The 18641-nt window shown below is 67.9% G+C and carries 20 protein-coding genes; 7 read left to right on the forward strand and 13 right to left on the reverse strand.

Going from position 1 to position 18641, the window contains the following annotated elements:
• Together L0C60_RS07980 and L0C60_RS07985 are read left to right on the forward strand one after the other, a co-directional pair.
• The gene (locus L0C60_RS07980) at window positions 1–999 is read left to right on the forward strand and encodes a hypothetical protein (protein ID WP_243092652.1); all 999 of its coding nucleotides are present in this window, start codon (window positions 1–3) and stop codon (window positions 997–999) included.
• Window positions 996–1964 (forward strand): NAD(P)H-dependent glycerol-3-phosphate dehydrogenase, encoded by a 969-nt coding sequence (locus L0C60_RS07985; RefSeq protein ID WP_234504973.1) that lies wholly within the window; start codon window positions 996–998, stop codon window positions 1962–1964. The genes L0C60_RS07980 and L0C60_RS07985 overlap by 4 nt, the downstream gene beginning before the upstream one ends.
• Here the strand turns inward: L0C60_RS07985 and L0C60_RS07990 are convergent.
• The 10 genes from L0C60_RS07990 to gyrA form a co-directional block, all read right to left on the reverse strand.
• Window positions 1961–2671, reverse strand: coding sequence for an alpha/beta fold hydrolase (locus tag L0C60_RS07990; protein WP_234504969.1), 711 nt, complete (start codon window positions 2669–2671; stop codon window positions 1961–1963). The genes L0C60_RS07985 and L0C60_RS07990 overlap by 4 nt on opposite strands.
• 10 nt (window positions 2672–2681) lie before the next feature.
• A complete protein-coding gene (locus L0C60_RS07995) occupies window positions 2682–2888 on the reverse strand; it encodes a hypothetical protein (protein ID WP_234504952.1) in 207 nt (68 codons plus the stop codon).
• Complete coding sequence (gene sufU / locus L0C60_RS08000) at window positions 2885–3301, reverse strand: Fe-S cluster assembly sulfur transfer protein SufU (protein ID WP_234504950.1); 417 nt, start codon at window positions 3299–3301, stop codon at window positions 2885–2887. Before sufU ends, L0C60_RS07995 begins: the two co-directional genes overlap by 4 nt.
• A 10-nt stretch (window positions 3302–3311) precedes the next feature.
• Complete coding sequence (locus L0C60_RS08005) at window positions 3312–4577, reverse strand: sensor histidine kinase (protein WP_243092653.1); 1266 nt, start codon at window positions 4575–4577, stop codon at window positions 3312–3314.
• A 6-nt stretch (window positions 4578–4583) separates the two neighbouring features.
• On the reverse strand, window positions 4584–5267 hold the full coding sequence (locus tag L0C60_RS08010; RefSeq protein WP_234504935.1) for a response regulator transcription factor: 684 nt from the start codon (window positions 5265–5267) through the stop codon (window positions 4584–4586).
• Window positions 5264–5623 (reverse strand): hypothetical protein, encoded by a 360-nt coding sequence (locus L0C60_RS08015; protein ID WP_234504932.1) that lies wholly within the window; start codon window positions 5621–5623, stop codon window positions 5264–5266. Before L0C60_RS08015 ends, L0C60_RS08010 begins: the two co-directional genes overlap by 4 nt.
• Window positions 5624–5634: 11 nt before the next feature.
• On the reverse strand, window positions 5635–6282 hold the full coding sequence (locus tag L0C60_RS08020) for a DUF502 domain-containing protein (RefSeq protein ID WP_234504929.1): 648 nt from the start codon (window positions 6280–6282) through the stop codon (window positions 5635–5637).
• A gap of 57 nt (window positions 6283–6339) precedes the next feature.
• Window positions 6340–6948 carry a helix-turn-helix domain-containing protein gene (locus L0C60_RS08025; protein WP_234504927.1) on the reverse strand — a complete coding sequence of 203 codons (609 nt, stop codon included), beginning with the start codon at window positions 6946–6948 and terminating at the stop codon, window positions 6340–6342.
• Between the two features lie 304 nt (window positions 6949–7252).
• Window positions 7253–7564 carry a divalent-cation tolerance protein CutA gene (cutA, locus tag L0C60_RS08030; RefSeq protein WP_234504925.1) on the reverse strand — a complete coding sequence of 104 codons (312 nt, stop codon included), beginning with the start codon at window positions 7562–7564 and terminating at the stop codon, window positions 7253–7255.
• Window positions 7565–9982, reverse strand: coding sequence for a DNA gyrase subunit A (gyrA, locus tag L0C60_RS08035; protein ID WP_234504923.1), 2418 nt, complete (start codon window positions 9980–9982; stop codon window positions 7565–7567). It abuts the gene before it with no gap.
• A gap of 91 nt (window positions 9983–10073) precedes the next feature.
• Here gyrA and lepA point away from each other — a divergent pair, with 91 nt between their 5' ends.
• Both lepA and L0C60_RS08045 read left to right on the forward strand, forming a co-directional pair.
• Window positions 10074–11897: a translation elongation factor 4 gene (lepA, locus tag L0C60_RS08040; protein WP_234504920.1), complete on the forward strand. Its 1824-nt coding sequence runs from the start codon at window positions 10074–10076 to the stop codon at window positions 11895–11897.
• Window positions 11887–12858, forward strand: coding sequence for a sensor histidine kinase (locus L0C60_RS08045; RefSeq protein ID WP_234504916.1), 972 nt, complete (start codon window positions 11887–11889; stop codon window positions 12856–12858). The genes lepA and L0C60_RS08045 overlap by 11 nt, the downstream gene beginning before the upstream one ends.
• Here the strand turns inward: L0C60_RS08045 and sdaAB are convergent.
• On the reverse strand, window positions 12855–13517 hold the full coding sequence (sdaAB, locus tag L0C60_RS08050) for an L-serine ammonia-lyase, iron-sulfur-dependent subunit beta (RefSeq protein ID WP_234504914.1): 663 nt from the start codon (window positions 13515–13517) through the stop codon (window positions 12855–12857). The two genes, L0C60_RS08045 and sdaAB, sit on opposite strands and share 4 nt — an antisense overlap.
• A 17-nt stretch (window positions 13518–13534) precedes the next feature.
• Here sdaAB and L0C60_RS08055 point away from each other — a divergent pair, with 17 nt between their 5' ends.
• The 3 genes from L0C60_RS08055 to L0C60_RS08065 are packed head-to-tail and all read left to right on the forward strand — an operon-like array spanning window position 13535 to window position 16952.
• A complete protein-coding gene (locus L0C60_RS08055) occupies window positions 13535–15451 on the forward strand; it encodes a hypothetical protein (RefSeq protein ID WP_234504912.1) in 1917 nt (638 codons plus the stop codon).
• Entirely contained in the window at window positions 15451–16302 is an 852-nt protein-coding gene (locus L0C60_RS08060) for a dihydrodipicolinate synthase family protein (protein ID WP_234504909.1), read from the forward strand. Before L0C60_RS08055 ends, L0C60_RS08060 begins: the two co-directional genes overlap by 1 nt.
• A complete protein-coding gene (locus L0C60_RS08065) occupies window positions 16290–16952 on the forward strand; it encodes a hypothetical protein (protein WP_243092654.1) in 663 nt (220 codons plus the stop codon). Before L0C60_RS08060 ends, L0C60_RS08065 begins: the two co-directional genes overlap by 13 nt.
• Here the strand turns inward: L0C60_RS08065 and cdd are convergent.
• Window positions 16949–17317 carry a cytidine deaminase gene (gene cdd, locus L0C60_RS08070; protein WP_234504905.1) on the reverse strand — a complete coding sequence of 123 codons (369 nt, stop codon included), beginning with the start codon at window positions 17315–17317 and terminating at the stop codon, window positions 16949–16951. The genes L0C60_RS08065 and cdd overlap by 4 nt on opposite strands.
• Window positions 17304–18629 carry a hemolysin family protein gene (locus tag L0C60_RS08075; RefSeq protein WP_234504903.1) on the reverse strand — a complete coding sequence of 442 codons (1326 nt, stop codon included), beginning with the start codon at window positions 18627–18629 and terminating at the stop codon, window positions 17304–17306. The genes cdd and L0C60_RS08075 overlap by 14 nt, the downstream gene beginning before the upstream one ends.
• Window positions 18630–18641 lie beyond the last annotated feature (12 nt).

Genomic DNA, 18641 nt, shown 5'->3' on the forward strand with positions numbered 1-18641 from the left:
TTGGTCCGCCTTTTGGCTCTTGGACTCCTCCTTTCCCTGGCCTGGGCCAAGACGGAGGTGGCCCAAAAAGCGTTGGCCGACTGGCTTGAGGGGAAGCTTTCCCCGAGGCTAGAAGAGGTCCTCCGCGCCCCTCCCGAAGAGGCGCCGAGGCTTTTGGAGCGCTACGCCCTCTTCCCCCCGCCCCCCAAAGGGCTTTCCGTGAACCGGGAAAGCCCGAAGGTGGAGGGCAACCGGGTCCTCTTCCCCGCCGCCTTGGGGGAGGAGGTGGGGGAGGTGGTGGTGGTCTTGGAGGGGGATGAGGTGCGGCGGATCTACTTCCGCCCGGAAGGGCTTGCCCTTCCCGCCTACCTCCTCACCCCCGTGGCGGGGTGGGGGTTTTTGCTCCTGAGCCTCTTCTGGGGCTTCCTCCTCCTGCAACCCTCCCCCTTCCGCGCCTGGTTCTTGGAGGCCTTGGCCCTCCTCCGGGCGCAGAAGGGGCTTTACCTCTTCACCAACCTCCTCCTCTACGGGCTTTTCGCCCTGGGAAGCCTCCTCGCCTACGGGATGCCCGAGCTCGCCCGGGCGGTGCAGGTGCTCTTCGGGGGGGCCCTCGAGACCATCGGGCTAGAGGAGGCCCTGGGGAAGGGGGTTCTGGTCCTTGCCGGGGTCATCTTCCACTGGAACTTCACCCAGGGCCTCCTCCTCACGGGGCTCCTCCCCGCCCTCTTCCTGGGCCTGCCCGTGTTGCTCCTCAACGTCCTCCGCTACTTCGCCTTCGGCTTCGCCCTCTCCCCCGCCGTGCTTGGCCCTGCCTTCCTCCCCCACCTGCCCACCCTCCTGCTGGAGCTCCAGGCCTACATCCTGGTGACCTTCGGCGGCCTCTACCTCCTCGCCAAGACCGCCCGGGGGGAGGGGTACCGGCGGGGGCTTAGGGGGCTTTTCTTGAGCCTCTACTTGGGGGCCTGGTTCCTCCTCCTCGCCGCCTGGTACGAGGCCTGGGAGGTGAGCGTTCTCCTATGAAGGTGGCCATCCTGGGCGCTGGGGCCTGGGGCACGGCTTTGGGGGTTCTCCTGGCCAGCAAGGGCATCCCCACGGCCCTCCTCGCCCGCAGAAAGGAGCATGCCGAGGCCCTTCGGGCAGGGAGGGAGAACAAGGACCACCTCCCCGGGGTGGCCCTTCCCGCCTACCTCCACCCCACCCACGACCCGGAGGAGGCCCTCTCGGGGGCGGAGTTCGCCGTGGTGGCCCTTCCCTCCAAGGCCCTGGACACCCTAAAGGACCTGCCCCGGGCCCCCTGGTACCTCTCCGCCACCAAGGGGCTTTTCTTCCGGGAAGGGGCGCTCCTCACCCCAAGCCAGGTGGTGGCCGCCCTCACGGGCCGGCCCGTGGCCGCCCTCTCCGGGCCCAACCACGCGGAGGAGGTGGCCCGCTTCCTGCCCACGGCCAGCGTGGTGGCGGGGCCCGAGGCCCTGGCCCGGCGGGCGCAGGAGGTCTTCCATAGCCCCACCTTCCGCATCTACACGAGCTCCGACCTCCGGGGGGTGGAGCTTGGCGGCGGGCTCAAGAACGTGCTCGCCCTGGCGGCGGGGATGGTGGACGGGTTAAGGCTTGGGGACAACGCCAAGGCGGCCCTCCTCACCCGGGGCCTCAGGGAGATGGTGCGCTTCGGCACCGCCCAGGGGGGGGAGGAGGCCACCTTTTACGGGCTTGCGGGCCTGGGGGACCTCCTCGCCACCGCCTATAGCCTCCACTCCCGCAACCGGGGGGCAGGGGAGAGGCTGGTGCGGGGGGAGGCCCTGGAGCGCCTCGAGGACCGGGGGGTGGTGGAGGGGCTCTATGCGGTGCAGGCCCTCATGGCCTGGCGCCGGGAGGCGGGGGTGGAGCTCCCCATCGCCGAGGCGGTCTACCGGGTGGCCTACGAGGGGCTAGACCCCCTGAAGGCCCTTTCCGAGCTCATGTCCCGGGAGCCCAAGGCGGAAGGCTAGAAGATTTCCGCCAAGAAGCCCAAGAGGGCGGTGCGGAAGGCCTTGGGGTTTTCCAGGTTGGCCAGATGCCCCGCCTCGGGCAGGATGAGGGCCCGGGCATCGGGGAGGGCCTTGGCCAGGCGCTTGGCCTCCTCCGGGGGGGTGAGCGTATCCTCCTCCCCCACCAGGACCAAGGCGGGGCGGCGCATCCCGGGGAGGAGGGGCGTGGCGTCGGGGCGCTCGGCCAAGGCCCTTAGGCTTTCCGCCACCGCCTCAGGGGCGGCCTGGAGGATGAGCTCCCTGGCCTTGGCCACCACCTCGGGCCGCTCCGCCTGGGTGGTGCGGCCCAGGTGGCTTGGGAGGAGGGCCTCGGGCAAAAAGCCCACCCCCTCTTTGAGGACCCTTTCCCTCAAGGCGTAGCGGTTCTTTTTGGCCTCCTCGGTGTCGGGCCCGGAGCGGGTGTCCGCCAGGACCAAGCCTAGAAAGCGCTCGGGGGCCTTCCGCCAAAGCTCAAAGATGAGGTAGCCCCCCATGGAAAGCCCCACGAAGACCGCCTCCTCTAGCCCCGCCTCGTCCATCTCCTTAAGGACCTTCTCCGCTGCCTGGGGGAGGCTTAGGCCCAGGTAATGGGGGGCGAGGACGGGAAGCCGTCCCCGGAAGTGGGCCACCTCCCCTTCCCACATCTGGGGGTTGTAGGGGAAGGCATGGAGGAAAACCAAGCCCCTCATGGCCCTTAGCTTATCCCGAAGCCTCCACGGGCTCCCCCTCTAGCCCCAAGGCCTTGAGCCGGGCCACCAGGGCGGGGTCCTCCACCACCACGAGGTTCTCCTTGCCCCGGGTTTCCGCCCGAAGCCTCCCTTCCCGGGCGGCCTCCTTCCAGGCCTCCATGAGGTCGGGGTGCTGGAGGAGAAGGGGCGTCACCTTGTGGGCGGGGTAGCGCCTCACCGCAAGGCCTCCTCGAGGGCGTGCCAGGCCAGGGTGGCGCACTTTACCCGGGCGGGGAGCTTGGCCACCCCCTGGAGGGCCAAAAGATCCCCCAGGGCGGGGTCGGGGGGCGCCCCCTCCACCACCATGGCCTGGAACTTCCGGGAAAGCTCCAAGGCCTCCGCCACCCTTTTCCCCTTTACCGCCTCCGTCATCATGGAGGCGCTGGCGGTGCTGATGGCGCACCCCTGGCCCTGGAAGCGAATGTCGGCGATGGTGTCCCCTTCCAGGAGGACCATCACCTCCACCTGGTCCCCGCAGGAGGGGTTCATCCCCCCTGCCCGCTTGCTGGCCTGGGGCAGGACCCCGAAGTTCTTGGGGTTCTGGTAGTGCTTCAGGATGGTCTCCCGGTAGAGCTCGTCAAGAACGCTCATTGACCCTACTTTACTCCGCCCCTCCCTCCTCCAAAAGGGGGAGGCGCACCCGGAAGACCGTGCGTCCAGGCCGGCTTTCCACGGCGATCTCCCCCCCGTGGGCCCTGGCGATGGCCTGGGCAATGGCGAGGCCCAACCCCACCCCTCCCCCAGGCCCCCGGGCGAAACGCTGGAAGAGCCTAGGAAGGAGGTCTTCGGGGATGCCGGGCCCGGAGTCCTCCACCTCCAAAAGGGCCAGGCCCCCGTCCCGCCGCAGGCGCACCCTCACCCCCTCCTTCCCGGCGGCCCGCACCCCGTTGGCGAGGAGGTTCCTGAGCATCTGCAGGAGGCGGTCGGGGTCCCCGAGGACCTCGGCCGCCTCGCCCTGGAAGGCCACCCCGTGCTCCTCCGCCGCCTCCTTGGCCAGGGCTTTTAGGTCCACGATGTGGAGGTTGAGATTCCACCCCGCCTCCCCCCTCGCCAAGGCCAGGAGGTCCTCCACCAGGCGGCGCATCCTTTCCGCCGTGGCCCTCGCCGTCCTTAGGGCCTCCTCGTCCTGGGGGTTTCGGGAAAGGCGGTCCAGGTGGCCCAGGAGGACGGTGAGGGGGGTTCTGAGTTCGTGGCTCGCCTCGGCGAGGAAGGCCCTCTCTCGCTCCTTGGCCTCCTTTAGGGCGGCCAGGAGGCCGTTCACCGCCTCCACCATGCGGCCCACCTCGTCCTTGGGGAGGTGGAGGGGGATGGGCTCCAGGCGCTCGGGGTTCCTTTGGGCGATCTCCCGGGCCGCCTCCTCCAGGGGCCGGGCTGCCAAGCGGGCCGTCAGGTAGACGAGCCCCACCCCCAGGGGGAAAAGGAAGAAGAAGGCTTCCAAAAGCGAGCGCCTGAGGGCCGCCAGGGCCAGGTCAATGGGGGCCGTGTCCTGGGTGAGGACCAGGATGCCCAAGGGGGTGCGCACCCAGGCGGCGGCGAAGCCTTCCCGGAAGGCAACCCGGGGGGCTTCCCCCGCACCCCGGAGCGCCTCCGGCCCCAGGCGGTGTTCCCGCCGGGTGAGGAGGAGGGGTTCCCCGTCTTCCGTATAGAGGTGGAGGTACACGCCCCCCGTGGCGATCAAGCTTCCCGAAAGGCCCTTCTGGTAGGCCTCTGCCGCCCTCCTTGCGTCCTCGAGGAGGCTCCTTTCCAGGTGGCCCCTCAGGGCCCGCTCCACCCCCCGGCCCGCCAGGTAGAGGGCCCCCACCAGGAAGAGGAGCCATAGGAGGCTAAAGGAGAGGAAAAGGCGCAGGCGGAAGGAAAGGGGCGGCATGGGGGTCTAGGTTTCCTCGTCCCCTTTGCCCGGGCGCACGGCGTAGCCGAGGCCCCGCACCGTGCGCAGGTACCCGTAGGCCCCTACCTCCCGGAGCTTGGCCCGCAGGTTGGCCACGTGCACGTCCAGAACGTTGGACTCCCGGCCCAAGGGACGGCCCCAGATCCTCTCCTCAATCTCCTCCCGGGGAAAGACCCTCCCGGGGCGGCTCATGAGGAGGTGGAGGAGGTCAAACTCCTTGGGGGATAGCCGCACCTCGGCCTCCCCAAAGAAGACCTGGCGGCGCTTGGGGTAAAGCTCAAGCCGGCCCACGGCGAGGACCTCGCTTCCCCCCTTGTGGCGGAGCTGCACCTGGATGCGGGCGAGGAGCTCGGCGGGGTGGAAGGGCTTCACCAGGTAGTCGTCCGCTCCCTCGGAAAGGAGGCCCACCTTGCGCTCCACGGCGTCCTGGGCGGTGAGGACCAGGATGGGGGTGTCGTCCGTGGCCCGGATGCGCCGGGCCACCTCCGCCCCGTCCAGGTCGGGAAGGCCCAGGTCCAAGACCACCAGGTCAGGCTTCCTCTCCCGGTGGCGCACCAGGCCCTCCATGCCGCTTTTGGCCCACTCCACCTGGAAGCCCGCTTCTTTGAGCTCCAGCTCCACCAACCGGGCCACCTCGGGGTCGTCCTCAATGACCAGGATGCGCTTCATGGCCAAAGCCTTTCCGGGGGGGTGAGGCCATAGGCCTCCTTGAGAAGCCTGAGAAGGCTCACCCGCTCCCTTTCCCAAACGAGGAGGACATCCCCCCGCTCCGCCACGCCGGGGAAGGCCCTAGGCTTTTCCCCGGGAAGGACGAGGAGGAGCTGCACCTCCTGCCCGGGCTTAGGGGGCACGGGGGAAGAAAGGGGGAGGAGGCGCTTCCCCTCCACCCGCCAGGCCCCGTGGAGGGTGCGCAGGTCCTGGGAAAGAAGCCTAAGCTCCGTCCCCGGGGGCAGGGCGGGGCCAAAAAGGGGGGGAAGAGCGGCCAGGGCCGCGCCGAGGAGGAGAAGCCAAGCCCAAAGGCGCATCTTCCTCCATTTTAGGGAGAGGGCTCCGCCCTTTGTGGGAGGGAGGTTAAGGGGCCTGAAGGTTTCTCGGGCAGGAGGAAGCCGGCGGAAACCACGTACTTCAGGGCGTCCTCCACGCTGATCTCCAAGGGGATCACCTCCTCCGTGGGCACCAGGATCACCATGCCGCTGGCGGGCACGGGGCTGGTGGGCACGAGGACGGCGGTGTACCCCTCGGGCAAGGGGGGCAGGCGGCTTCCCACGGGCTGGACCACGAAGCATAGGGTGTATAGCCCCCGCCTGGGGTACTCTATGACCGCCGCCCGGCTGAACTTCACCTCCTTCTGCCCGAAGAGGGTGTGGGCGATCTGCTGCACCGCCTTGTAGATGTCCCGCACCAGAGGGATGAGGAGGAGGGAGCGCTCCAGGGAAACGATGAGGCGCCGGCCTAGGTAGTTTTCCGCCAGGGTGCCCACCAGGTAGATGAGGAGGGCGGCCAGGAAGAGGCCCACGAAGGGGAGCGCCGGCTGGTACGCCCGGGGCACCTCCAGGTCCAGGAGGCGGAGAAACCCTTGGATGTAGCCCCCCGAGTAGGTGTAGACCCAGCCCAGGAAGTACAGGGTGACGAGGAGGGGCAAGAGGGTGACGAGGCCCGTGAGAAAACGTTGGCGGAGGCGCATGGCTACCAGTTTACGAAAAAGGCCCCCTGGGCTTGGGGGCCCCAGGGGCCTTCGGGTTTAGCGGCCCTCTCCCCGGCTTTGGGCGAGCTCCTTTAGGCCCTTCACGTCCTTCAGGATGATCTTGCCGTAGCCCGAGCGGATGTACCCTTCCCGGGCCAACTCGCCGATGACCTTGGTCACCGTCTCCCGGACGCTTCCCACAGCGGCGGCCAGCTCGTCGTGGGTGGCCCGTAGGACCAATCCCTCCTCCTCTTCCCGGGCCAAGGGGGTTTCGGCGAGCTCCAGAAGGGCCGCCGCCATGCGGTTTTTAAGCCTTTGCGTGGCCAGGCGCTCAATGCGGCGGTAGGACTCGGAAAGGGCCTGGGCGAGATGGGCCACCAGGTCCAAAAGCTCCTCGGGCCGGGGTTCCTTGGACAGGGCCTCCACCGCCACCTCGGTGACCGCCTCGGCGAAGTAGGTGCGCTCGGTGCCGGAGAGGGCCTCTTCCCCGAAGTATCCCCCCGGGCGCACCAGGCGCAGGGTGAGGGCGTTGCCCTCCTCGTCCACCGCCTCCAGGCGCACCAGGCCCTCGAGGACCCGGTAGACCCGGTCCCTGGGTCCCGGCACCCCGGGGTAGAGGATGACCTCCCCGGGCTTGAAGCTGAGGGTTTCGCGGGTCTGGGTCATGGCTGCCTCCTTAGCCCCAGGCTAGCACGCCCCAGGGATTTTGTAAACCTTAGGGTTGCAAAAATCCCCTGGACCACCGGGGGCCCAGGGAGCGCTTGCGGGTTATGGGCAAAGGGCGGTCCGTGGCGCCCCCGCCCCCCTGCCGCTCGTCCGGAGGGGCGTTTAGGGGAAGCCTCAGGGCGCAAGGCCCTCCCTATCCCCAAGGTCTACGGGGCGGCCAAAGGCTTGAGGCGCCTGCAACCCTCAGGGTGGACAGCGCACCCGCCCCTTCAAAGGCCTCGTGGGAAGGAAAGCGTGCCGGGGGTCATCCCGTGTTCTCCCTAAGCCACGCCAGGTAGGGCCCGTGCCCTTCGGCGATGGGCAGGGCGATGATCTCGGGCACCGTGTAGGGGTGGAGGGAGAGCACCCTTTCCTTGAGCTTGGGGAAGGCGAAGGTGGTGGTCTTGACGATAAGGAGGAGCTCCCGGTCCTCCACCACCTCCCCCTGCCAGCGGTAGACGGAGGTGAGGCCGGGGACGATGTTCACGCAGGCGGCCAAGCGCTCCTCCACCAGGGTGCGGGCCAGGATCTTCGCCACCTCCTCCGTGGGCACGGTGATGAGGACCACCTCTTCCATCTACTTCTCCTCCTCCACGGCGAAGGCGCTCGCCACCTCGTCGTCCTCGGGCAGGTTCATCACCTTGACCCCGGCGGTGGGGCGGGAGTACTGGGGGATCTCCTTCACCGGGGTGCGGATGGCCAGGCCCTTCTTGGAGAGGACCAGGAGGTCCTCCGTGCCCCGCACCTTGAGGAGAGCGGCAAGCCGCCCGGTGCGCACGCTCACCCCGTAGGTGATGACCCCCACCCCGCCCCGGCCCTGCAGCGGGTACTCGGAAAGGGGCGTGCGCTTGCCATAGCCCCGGGTGCTCACCGCCAGGAGGTCCACCATCTCGCCGGGCTTCACCGTCACCAGGGAAACCACCCGGTCCCCGGGCTTCTTAAAGCGGATGCCCGTGACGCCTTGGCTGTCCCGGCCCGTGGCCCGCACCTCCTCTAGGGGGAAGCGGATGGCCTGGCCCGCCTCCGTGGCCAGGATGGCCTCGTCCTCGGGGTCGGAGAGGGCCACGCCGATGAGCCGGTCCCCTTCCTGGAGCCTTAGGGCGATGAGGCCCGCCGAGCCCAGGTTCTGGTACTCCCTTAGGGCGGTGCGCTTCACCAGCCCCCGCTCCGTGGCGAAGACCAAGAAGCCCTCCCCGTCCAGGCCCCGCACGGAAAGGAGGGCGGCCACCTCCTCCTCTTCCGCCAGGGGCAGGAGGGTTTTCACGTGCACCCCCCGGGCCTGGCGCCCCAGCTCGGGCAGGTCGTAGACCTTGAGGCGGTAGACGCGGCCCCGGTTGGTGAAGAGGAGGAGGTCGTCGTGGGCCCCGGCCACGAAGACCTGGGTGGCCTCGTCCTCCTCCTTGGTCTTGCCCGCCAAAAGGCCCTTGCCGCCCCGCCCCTGGGCCCGGTAGGCCTCCAAGGGGAGGCGCTTGAGGAAGCCCTGGGCGGTGAGGGTGATGACCATGGGCTCGTCCTCAATGAGGTCCTCGGGGTTGAAGCTCTCCTCAAACTCGGTGATGAGGGTGCGGCGGGCGTCCCCGTACTTCTCTTTGATGCGGAGGAGGTCCTGTTTCACCTCGCCCCAAAGCCGGGTTTCGTCCTCGAGGATGGCCCTAAGCCGGGCGATCTCCTCCATGAGCCCCCGGTACTCCTCCAGGAGCTTTTCCCTTTCCAGGGCCACCAGGCGCTGGAGGCGCATGTCCAGGATGGCCTGGGCCTGGACCTCGGTGAGGCCGAAGCGCTCCATGAGGGCGGCGCGGGCCTTTTGGGCGTCCTCCGAGGCCCGGATGAGGGCGATGACCTCGTCAATGTGGTCCAGGGCAATGAGGAGCCCCTCCAGGACGTGGGCCCGCTCCTCCGCCTTCTTCAGGTCAAAGAGGCTTTTCCGCCTCAGGACCTCCTTGCGGTGGTCCAGGTAGTGGCGCATGAGGTCCAGGAGGGAGAGGACCTTGGGCTCCCCCTGGACGATGGCGAGGAGGTTCACCGTGAAGGAGGTCTGCAGGGCAGTGTGTTTGTAGAGTTGGTTGAGGACCACCTGGGGGTTCGCCCCCCGCTTGAGCTCAATGGCGATCCTCAGGCCCTGGCGGTCGGACTCATCCCGGAGGGCCACGATGTCCTCCAGTTTCTTGGCCTTGACCAGGGCGGCGATCTGGGCGATGAGGCTCGCCTTGTTCACCTGGTAGGGGATTTCCGTGACCACCAGCATGGGCCTTTGCCCCTTCTCCTCCACCCGTACCTTGGCCCGGACTTTTAGGCTTCCCCGGCCGGTGGCATAGGCCTCCTTGATCCCCTTCTTGGAAAGTTTTCCCCCTGTGGGGAAGTCGGGGCCAGGGATATAGCGCATTACCTCCTCGAGGGTGATCCCCGGGTTGTCAATCATGGCCACCAGGGCGTCCACCACCTCGGAAAGGTTGTGGGGCGGGAGGCTTGTGGCCATGCCCACGGCGATGCCGCTCGCCCCGTTCACCAGGAGGTTGGGGATGGCGGCGGGCAGGACCTCGGGCTCCTTGAGGGAGCCGTCGTAGTTGGGGCGGAAGTCCACCGTTTCCTTGTCAATCTCGGCGAGCATCTCCGCCCCAAGGTGGGAAAGTCGGGCCTCGGTGTAGCGCTGGGCGGCCGGAGGGTCCCCGTCTATGGAGCCGAAGTTGCCCTGGCCGTCCATGAGGGGGTAGCGCAGGTTCCAGGGCTGGGCCAGGCGCACCAAGGCCTCGTAGATGGCGGCGTCCCCGTGGGGGTGGTACTTGCCCATGACCTCGCCCACGATTTTGGCGCTTTTCACGTGCTTGCGCGTGGGCAAGACCCCTTCCTGGTAGGCGCCGAAGAGGATGCGCCGCTGGACCGGCTTAAGCCCGTCCCGCACGTCGGGCAGGGCCCGGTCCACGATCACGGACATGGCGTAGTTGATGAAGCTTTGCTTGAGCTCCTCGGTGATTTCTACAGGCAGGACCTGGGACATAGCGCTCCTAAGGCGTGCAGACGCCAAGTTTCATCTTACCAGGACTTGGGGTTTTACGCCTGGCTTGACTTCGCCCCCGCTACCCCGGACGATGGAAAGGATGGTAAGCCGCATCCGCAACTTCTCCATCATCGCCCACGTGGACCACGGGAAGTCCACCTTAGCCGACCGCATCCTGCAGATGACCCACGCCGTGAGCGAGCGGGAGATGCGGGAACAGTTTCTGGACTCCCTAGAGCTAGAAAGGGAGCGGGGCATCACCATCAAGGCCAGTGCGGTGCGGGTCAACTACCAGGCCAAGGACGGCCAGACCTACGTCTTCCACCTCATTGACACCCCGGGGCACGTGGACTTCACCTACGAGGTGTCCCGGGCCCTGGCGGCGGTGGAAGGGGTGCTCTTGGTGGTGGACGCAAGCCAGGGGGTGGAGGCCCAGACCATCGCCAACTTCTACCTGGCCCTAGAGCACAACCACGTGATCATCCCGGTCATTAACAAGATTGACCTGCCCAACGCCCGGCCCCTGGAGGTGGCCCTCGAGGTGGAGGAGGTCCTGGGCATCCCCGCCGACGAGGCCATCTTCGCCTCGGGCAAGACGGGGGAAGGGGTGGAGGAGATCCTCGAGGCCATCGTGAAGCGCATCCCCCCGCCCCAAGGGGACCCCGAAGCCCCCCTCAAGGCCCTCATCTTTGACTCCCTCTACGATGCCTACCAGGGCGTCATCCCCTACCTGCGCATCTTTGAGGGTACGGTGCGCCCCGGGGACAGGATCCGCATCTTCTCCACGGGGAAGGAGTTCACCGTGGACAAGGTGGGGGTCTTCACCCCGCAAGGCCTCGTGCCCACGGAAAGCCTCTCCGTGGGGGAGGTGGGCTGGCTCACCGCCGCCATCCGGGACATCCACGACGTCCAGGTGGGGGACACCATCACCCTGGCCCACCACCCCACCCCCGCCCCCTACCCCGGGTTCCGCCCCGCCAAGCCCGTGGTCTTCGCCGGGCTTTACCCGGTGGACTCCGGGGACTACAACAAGCTAAGGGACGCCCTGGAGAAGCTTAAGCTCAACGATGCCGCCCTCTCCTTTGAGCCGGAAACCTCCACCGCCTTGGGCTTTGGCTTCCGCTGCGGCTTCTTGGGCCTCCTCCACGCCGAGATCGTTCAAGAGCGGCTTGAGCGGGAGTTCGGCCTAGAACTCATCGCCACCGCCCCCAGCGTGGTCTACAAGGTGCGGCTCAAAAGCGGGGAGGAAGTGGAGATCCACAACCCCGCCGACCTTCCCGACCCCACCAAGATAGAGGAGATCCTCGAGCCTTACGTGAAGCTCACCATCTTTACCCCGGAGGAATACGTGGGGAGCATCATGCAGCTCGTGCAGGAAAAGCGGGGACGCCTCCTGAGCATGAACTACCTGCCCGGGGCCCAGAAGCGGGTGGAGCTCGTCTACGAGGCCCCCTTCGCCGAGATCCTCTACGATTTCCACGACCGCCTGAAAAGCCTCTCCCGGGGCTACGCCTCCATGGACTACGAGCAGGCGGGCTACCAGCCGGGGGACCTGGTGAAGGTGAACGTGCTGGTCCACGGGGAGGTGGTGGACGCCCTCACCTTCATCGCCCACCGGGAAAAGGCCTACAGCCTGGCCCGGGCCATCGTGGACAAGCTGGCCGAGGTGATCCCCAGGCAGCTCTTTGAGGTGCCCATCCAGGCGGCCATCGGGGGCAAGATCATCGCCCGGGCCACGGTGAAGGCCCTCAGAAAGGACGTTTTGGCCAAGTGCTACGGCGGGGACGTGACCCGGAAGAAGAAGCTCTTGGAAAAGCAAAAGGAGGGGAAGAAGCGGCTCAAGGCCATCGGCAAGGTGGAGGTGCCGCAGGAAGCCTTCCTGGCGGTGCTTTCGGCGGGAAGGGATGAGCCTTAGGGCTAGGCTAGCCCTGGTCATCGGCCTCCTGGCCTTCTTGCCCAACCTGGTCCTGGCCCTCACCCTGGGCCTCCTGGGGGAGGGTCCATGGCTTCCCCTCTTGCTTTGGCTCGCCTTTTTGGCCTTGGTTTCGGCGGGGGTGGGCTACTTCTTGGCGCAAGGGCTTTTGCGGCCTCTGGAGGAGCTCACCCGGGCCCTGGCCTACCTCTCCCTCAAGGGGGAGCTTAAGGGGCTTCGCCTTCCCGCCCCCAAAGAGCCCCCGCCGGGGGAGATTGCCCTTTTGCGCGCCCGCTTCACGGAACTCCTGGAGCGCCTCGCCGAGCTTTTGGAGGCTAGGGAGGCCTTCTACGCCGCCTTGGCCCACGACCTGAAGACGCCCTTGATCTCCGCCATCCGCGCCCTGGAATACCTGGAGAAGGCGGACGATCTTGGCAAGGAAAGGCGGCTTGCGCTCCTAAGAAACCTTAAGGAGGAGCTTTCCCGCGCCTACCGCCTCGTGGAAAACCTCCTCGCCCTCTCCCGCCTCGAGGCCCGCCCGCCCCAGGTGGAAACCCTCAACCTGAGGGCCCTGGCGGAGGACCTCCTCTTCCGCTACCAGGAGGAGGCCAAGGGGCGGGGCCTCCGCCTCTTTCTGGAAGGGGCGGGGCTTGGGCGGGGGGAGAGGCTTCTCGTGGAGCGGGCCCTCGCCAACCTCTTGGAAAACGCCCTCCGCCACGCCAAGAAGGAGGTGCGGGTGCGGGTGGAGGATGGGGCCCTATGGGTGGAGGACGACGGCCCCGGGCTTCCCCTTCCCCTCGAGGCCCTGGCCCAGCCCTTCCGCCAAGGCCCAGGCAGGCGGGGAAGCGCCGGCCTTGGCCTCTACACGGCCAAGAAGGTGGCGGAGGCCCACGGGGGGAAGCTTAGCGCTTTCCCAAGCCCCTTAGGGGGCGCCTCCTTGCGCCTGGAGCTTCCCAAGGGCTAGTCCATCACCGGGGGGATCTGCCGCACCCAGAGGATGTAGGAGAGGTAGGCCAGGTACTCCAAGGGCTTTTCCGAAAGGGGCCGGTCCATCTCCAGGCTCATCATGGCCTCCCCTCCCCGTTTTTTGCGGCTCACGGTGAGGTGGGCGATGTTCACCTCGTCGTCCGCCAGGATGCGGGCCACCCGGGCCACCACCCCCGGGGTATCCACGTTGCGGATCACCAGGGTGGGGGCGCTCCCCGTGATGCGCACCTCAAACCCGTCCAGGTCAAAGATGCGCACGAGCCCCCCGCCCAGGGAGCTTCCCGTCACCACAAGCCGCCCTCCCTCCCCTTCCAGGACCATGCGCACGGTGTTGGGGTGGACGTCCCCAAGCTCCACCTCCTTGAAGACCACCTCCACCCCTTCCGCCTCCGCCAGGGCCAGGCTCTCCTTAAGCCGCTCGTCGTCTGGCCGCAAGCCCAAGACCCCGGCCACTAGCGCGAGGTGGGTCCCGTGCCCCTTCCCGGTCTTGGCGAAGGAGCCGTGGAGGCCGAACTCCACCCGCTTGGGCTTCTCCCCGAGGAGGTGGCGGGCAAGGAGGGCCAAGCGGCAGGCCCCCGCCGTGTGGCTAGAGGAAGGCCCCACCATCACCGGCCCGATCATGTCCAATAGACCCATGCCTGTAGAATAACGCCATGCGCCTTCGCTTGGCGGCTTTGGCCCTCCTTTTGCCTTGGGCCCTGGCCCAAAGCCTCCTGGTACCCCCGGAAGCCTCCCTAGGCCAGCCCTTAACCCTGGAAGGACGGGACCTTCCCGAAGGGCGCTTCCCCTTAGAGGTGGAAGGCCCTAAGGGAACCCAGACCCAAACGGTGGAGGTGCAGGGGGGTAGTTTCCGCCTAAGCCTCACCCCGGAAGCCCCGGGGGAGTACCGGGTGCGCCTCGTCCTGCCCTCGGGGGCCTTGGAGGGGCGCTTCACCGTCCATGGCCAACCCACCCCCACCCTCACGGAAGAGGGCCTACACCTGCCCTGGGGGCTCCTTCCCTTGCCCCAAGGCCCTTGGCTCGGGCCCTTGGTCCAGGGGGAAAGGGTGTACGTGGCCCAGGGGCTTCTGGTCCTGGAGGCGGGCCTGAAGGAGCCCGGGGTGCGCTACCACTTCGCCCCCGCCAAGGTGGTGGCCCTAAGGCCAGGCCCCGAGGCCCTTCTGCAGGGGGAGAGGGTCCTGCCCGTACCCTTCCCCCCCCTTCCCTTTGAGGGGAGCGGGGAGGACCTGCGGGCGCTCGCCCCTCTCCTCCAGGCCCTAAATCCCCCCAGGCCCTGGCCCTACTTCGCCTACTGGGCCCTGGACCCCGAAAGCCTGGGCCCAGAAGACCTCGAGGCCTACCGCCAAGACCTCCTCGCCCGGGGGCACCGCCCCGAGCTCCCCTACGCCTTCCCCCCCGTCTTGGCCCTGGCGGAGGCGGCCAAGCGCCTGGAGGAGAAGGACCCCGAAAGGGCCCGCCTCCTCACGGAAACCCTCCTCCGCACAAGCCCCCTCTTCCCCGGCTCCTTGGCCTTTTTCCAGGAGCGGGCGGAGGCCCTCGAGGCCCAAGGCCTCCCCGCCCAGGCCCTGCGCCTCCGGGTAGCGGTGGAAACCCTAAGGGCCTGGTTGCCGCCTAGCCTAGAGGGGCTCTCCCTCGCCCTCGCCGTCCTGGCCGTGGCCTATCTGGTCCTCCTCCTTTACCTCGTCCTCTTCTACCTCCCCCCCCAACTCCGGGACCTGCGGAACCTGGGCGGCTTCCTGGGCGGGTTCTTCCGGCACCCCCTCCTGCGCCTGAGGCACCTTTCCCTGGCCTACGCCAGCTTTGGGGAAAGGCTCCTTGCCCTCCTCCTCCTCCTCGCCCTAGGGGCCGCCACCCTCCTCCACGGCCTGGACCAGGAAGCCCGGAAAGCCCTCTTCGCTCCCCCCCTAGACCGGGGCTCCTTGCGCACCCAAGCCGCTTTGGACTGGCTCCGCTCCCTCCCCCCCACCCCGGAAACCCAAGCCCTTCTGGGCTACGCCCTCCTGCCGGAGGCGCCCAAGGAAGCCAAGGGGCTCTTGGAGGGGAGCGGCCTGCCCTTCGCCCTGGCCCTCACGGGGGAGGAGAAGGCCCTTGCGGAGGCCTACCGGAAAGCCCCCTTAGAGGGCCCCATCCGCACCGCTTTGGGCCTGGGCACCGATCCCTGGGGGGCGAGGGAGGCGGGGCCCAGCGCCCGTACCCTTTACCTCGCCCTCTTGCAGACGGAATGGATCCGGTTTCTGCAGGACCCCTGGCGCACCTTCCTGGCCCTGCCCCTTCCCCTACCCGAGCGGGCCCGCCCCTGGGCCTTCCTGGGCTACTTCCTCCTCCTCCTCTACCACTTCTTCGCCTTCCTCCTTCCCCGGCGCAAGGGCACCGTACCCCCCACCTACGCCCTCCTCGTGCGCCTCTTCGTGCCGGGAAGCCTCGGCTTCGCCGCAGGGCTTGGCGTCCTCCTCCTCTTCCTCGCCGCTTGGGGCTTGGTGCGCCTGGGGCAAGGGGAAGGCCCCGGCCTTCTCCTTGGGGCCTACGCCCTGCACCTTTTGGGGTTAGCCTTAGGCCTGAGGAGGTCGTGATGATCCTGCCCCCCATCCCCACCCCCTTTGACCGGAAAGGAAGGCTAGACCTCGAGGCCTTCCGCGCCCTGGCCGAGGCCCTGGAACCCTTGGTGGACGGGCTTCTCATCTACGGCTCCAACGGGGAAGGGGTCCACCTCACCCCCGAGGAGCGGGGCCAAGGCCTCCGGGCCCTCCGCCCCAAGAAGCCCTTCCTGGTGGGCCTCATGGAGGAAACCCTGCCCCAGGCGGAAAGGGCCCTGGAGGAGGCCAAGGAGGTGGGGGCCATGGCCCTTTTGGCCACCCCGCCCCGCTACTACCACACAAGCCTTGGGGAAGGGCTTTCCCGCTACTACGAGGCCCTGGCGGAGCGGATGCCCCTTTTCCTCTACCACGTGCCCCAAAACACCCGGGTGGACCTCCCCTTGGGTGCGGTGGAGGCCTTGGCCCAGCACCCGGGCATCCAGGGCATCAAGGACTCCAGCGGCGACCTCTCCCGCCTCGCCTTCTACCAGGCCAAGCTCCCCGGCTTCCGCGTCTTCACCGGGCACGCCCCCACCTTCCTGGGCGCCTTGGCCCTGGGGGCGGAAGGGGGCATCCTGGCGGCGGCCAACCTGGCCCCCAGGGCCTACCGGGCCCTCCTCGCCCACTTCCGGGCAGGGCGGCTCGCCGAGGCGGAGGCCTTGCAGAAAAAACTTTTCCCCTTGGGCCACCTGCTCGCCCAAGGCGGGGTGCCCCTCCTCAAACAGGCCCTGAGGCACCTGGGTCTCCCTGCGGGCTACCCCAGGCCCCCCTACACGGCGGAAAGCCCCCTTTGGGGAAGCTTCCTTCCCGTTTTGGAAGCGCTGAAGGAGGAGGGATGGCTCCTTTGAGGTTCCTCCTGGCCCTTATCCTTTTCCTCGCCGCCTGCGCCCCCAGGCCCACCCCGCCCGCGGCCACCCTGCTTGGGGCGGAACTCCTGGGCCTGGAGCTCGCCCCCGAGCCCACCCTGGTCCTCGGCCTAAGGGTGGCCTTCCAAAACCCCAACCCCTTCCCCCTCCCCCTTGCCGCCTTCGGCACCCGGCTTAGGGTGGGGGAGGTGGTGGTCCCCCTGGACCTGAACCTGCCCCCCGGGAGGAGGGAGGAAACCCTCACCGTGCGCCTCACCCCCCGCCAGGCCCGGGCCACGGGGCAGGCCCTCCTCTCCCGGGAGGGGGTGGAGGTGGCCCTGGAAGGGAAAACCTTGGGCCAGGACCTCACCTTCTTCCGCACCCGCCTCGCCTTCCCCTTGGAGCCCCTACGGGTGCGGCGGGCCGGGGTGAACTTCTTCCTGGAAAACCCCAACCCCCTCCCCTTGCGGGTGGAGGGGCGGCTTGTGCTCCTCGGGCAAAGCCTAAGGGTGGAGGCGGACCTTCCCGCCCGGGGCGAGGGGCGGCTTCAGGTGGTGGGCTTCCGCCCGGGCCTGGAAAGGGGCTCAGGCCGGCTGGAACTCACCCTCCAGGTCCCGGGCTTCTTCCAGACCACCCTGGTGCTTTCCCTCTAGAGGCGGAAGGCCAGGGGAAGGAGCTCGCCTAGGGTCTTCTCCACGTACCCCTCGGGGCCGTGGAGAAGGACCGGGGTGTCGGGGGCCCCGAACTCCATGAGCACCTGCCGGCACCCCCCACAAGGGGGGATGGGGCCTTTGGGGCTATAGATGTGCACCCGGTCTATGCGCCTTTTCCCCGCCAGGACCATGGCCGCCACGGCGTTCCGCTCGGCGCACTGGGAAAGGGGGAAGGAGGCGTTCTCCACGTTGACCCCTAGGAAGGCCTCCCCTTCCGCCTCCACCAAGGCCACCACGGGAAAGCCCGAGTAGGGGGCGTAGGCCCGGGCCACGTGGGCCTGCAAAAGTTTCCTAACCCCCTCCATGCTCCACCAGCCTTTCCACCCGTACCCGCTCTATCCGCCTCTGGTCGGCGCTTTCCACCACGAAGCGGAAGCCCTGCCACTCCACGCTCTCCCCCACCCCGGGAATGCGGCCAAAGCGCTCGTAGAGGAAGCCGGAAAGCGTATCGTACTCCCCCTCGGGAAGCTCCACCCCCAAGGCCTCGGAAACCTCGTCCACGGGGGTCTGGGCCTGGATGGAGTAGGAGCCATCGGGCAGGCGGCGGATGGGGGCGTCCTCGGGCTCGTCGGTTTCGTCGTAGATCTCGCCCACGATCTCCTCCATCACGTCCTCCAGGGTGACGAGGCCCGCCGTGCCCCCGAACTCGTCCACCACGATGGCCAGGTGCACCTTGCGGCGGCGGAGCTCCCTAAGCAGGGTCCAGGCGTCCATGTTCTCCGGGACAAAGTAGGGAGGGTGGGCGATGGAGGCCACGGTCCTCCCCTTCAGGTCCTCCTCGCAGTAGTAGTCCAAGAGGTCCTTGGCGTAGGCCACCCCCACGATGTGGTCCACGCTTTCCCGGTAGACGGGGATGCGGCTATAGCGGTGCTCGCGGAAGAGCTGGAGGAGGTCTTCCAAGGTGGCCTCCGCCTCTATGGCCACCATCTCCACCCGGGGGGTCATGATCTCCCGCACCGGGGTTTCCTCCAACTCCAGGATGGAGTGGATCATCTCCTCCTCCTGGGCCTCAATGGTCCCCGACTCCTCTGCGCCCGCCAGAATGAGCCGAAGTTCCTCTTCCGAAACCAAGGGGGTGTTCCGGGGCTCGAGGCCCAGAAGCCGCAAAATGCCTCCCGAAACCCAGCTGAAAAACCGCCCCAGGGGGTAAAAGAGGACGGAGAGGAAGTAGATGGGCCACGCCGCCACCCGGGCCAGGGCCTCGGCGTGGTGCACGGCGATGGACTTGGGGGTGATCTCGCCGAAGAAGAGGATCAAAAAGGTCATGACCCCGGTGGCGAGCCCCACCCCCCAAGAGCCAAAGGCCCGGGTGGCCAGGTCCGTCACCAAGGCGGTGGCGGCGATGTTCACCAGGTTGTTGCCCACCAGGATGGTGGTGAGAAACCGGGTGATGTCCCGGGCAAGGAGGGTATAGGGGCCGTTCTTCGCCTCCGCCAGCTCCTTGAGTTTCCACGGGTAAAGGGCGGTGAAGGCGGTCTCGCTGGCGGAGAAAAAGGCGGAAAGGCCCAGGAAGAGGACCAGAAGAAAAAGGTCCCCAGGGCTTGGGGCTTGGGTTTGGGCCAGGGCTAGGGAACCGAAGGGGAGAAAGAAGAGCCACCGACTGGGAGGTCTGTCCATATCACCTGGGCC

Source organism: Thermus hydrothermalis (assembly GCF_022760925.1).
Lineage (GTDB): Bacteria > Deinococcota > Deinococci > Deinococcales > Thermaceae > Thermus > Thermus hydrothermalis.

Coding starts and splice junctions, on each gene's coding strand:
- L0C60_RS07985 (WP_234504973.1), top strand. CDS start 996: ATGAAGGTGGCCATCCTGGGCGCTGGGGCCTGGGGCACGGCTTTGGGG.
- L0C60_RS07990 (WP_234504969.1), bottom strand. CDS start 2,671: ATGAGGGGCTTGGTTTTCCTCCATGCCTTCCCCTACAACCCCCAGATG.
- sufU (WP_234504950.1), bottom strand. CDS start 3,301: ATGAGCGTTCTTGACGAGCTCTACCGGGAGACCATCCTGAAGCACTAC.
- L0C60_RS08005 (WP_243092653.1), bottom strand. CDS start 4,577: ATGCCGCCCCTTTCCTTCCGCCTGCGCCTTTTCCTCTCCTTTAGCCTC.
- L0C60_RS08010 (WP_234504935.1), bottom strand. CDS start 5,267: ATGAAGCGCATCCTGGTCATTGAGGACGACCCCGAGGTGGCCCGGTTG.
- L0C60_RS08015 (WP_234504932.1), bottom strand. CDS start 5,623: ATGCGCCTTTGGGCTTGGCTTCTCCTCCTCGGCGCGGCCCTGGCCGCT.
- L0C60_RS08020 (WP_234504929.1), bottom strand. CDS start 6,282: ATGCGCCTCCGCCAACGTTTTCTCACGGGCCTCGTCACCCTCTTGCCC.
- L0C60_RS08025 (WP_234504927.1), bottom strand. CDS start 6,948: ATGACCCAGACCCGCGAAACCCTCAGCTTCAAGCCCGGGGAGGTCATC.
- cutA (WP_234504925.1), bottom strand. CDS start 7,564: ATGGAAGAGGTGGTCCTCATCACCGTGCCCACGGAGGAGGTGGCGAAG.
- gyrA (WP_234504923.1), bottom strand. CDS start 9,982: ATGTCCCAGGTCCTGCCTGTAGAAATCACCGAGGAGCTCAAGCAAAGC.
- lepA (WP_234504920.1), top strand. CDS start 10,074: ATGGAAAGGATGGTAAGCCGCATCCGCAACTTCTCCATCATCGCCCAC.
- L0C60_RS08045 (WP_234504916.1), top strand. CDS start 11,887: ATGAGCCTTAGGGCTAGGCTAGCCCTGGTCATCGGCCTCCTGGCCTTC.
- sdaAB (WP_234504914.1), bottom strand. CDS start 13,517: ATGGGTCTATTGGACATGATCGGGCCGGTGATGGTGGGGCCTTCCTCT.
- L0C60_RS08055 (WP_234504912.1), top strand. CDS start 13,535: ATGCGCCTTCGCTTGGCGGCTTTGGCCCTCCTTTTGCCTTGGGCCCTG.
- L0C60_RS08060 (WP_234504909.1), top strand. CDS start 15,451: ATGATCCTGCCCCCCATCCCCACCCCCTTTGACCGGAAAGGAAGGCTA.
- L0C60_RS08065 (WP_243092654.1), top strand. CDS start 16,290: ATGGCTCCTTTGAGGTTCCTCCTGGCCCTTATCCTTTTCCTCGCCGCC.
- cdd (WP_234504905.1), bottom strand. CDS start 17,317: ATGGAGGGGGTTAGGAAACTTTTGCAGGCCCACGTGGCCCGGGCCTAC.
- L0C60_RS08075 (WP_234504903.1), bottom strand. CDS start 18,629: ATGGACAGACCTCCCAGTCGGTGGCTCTTCTTTCTCCCCTTCGGTTCC.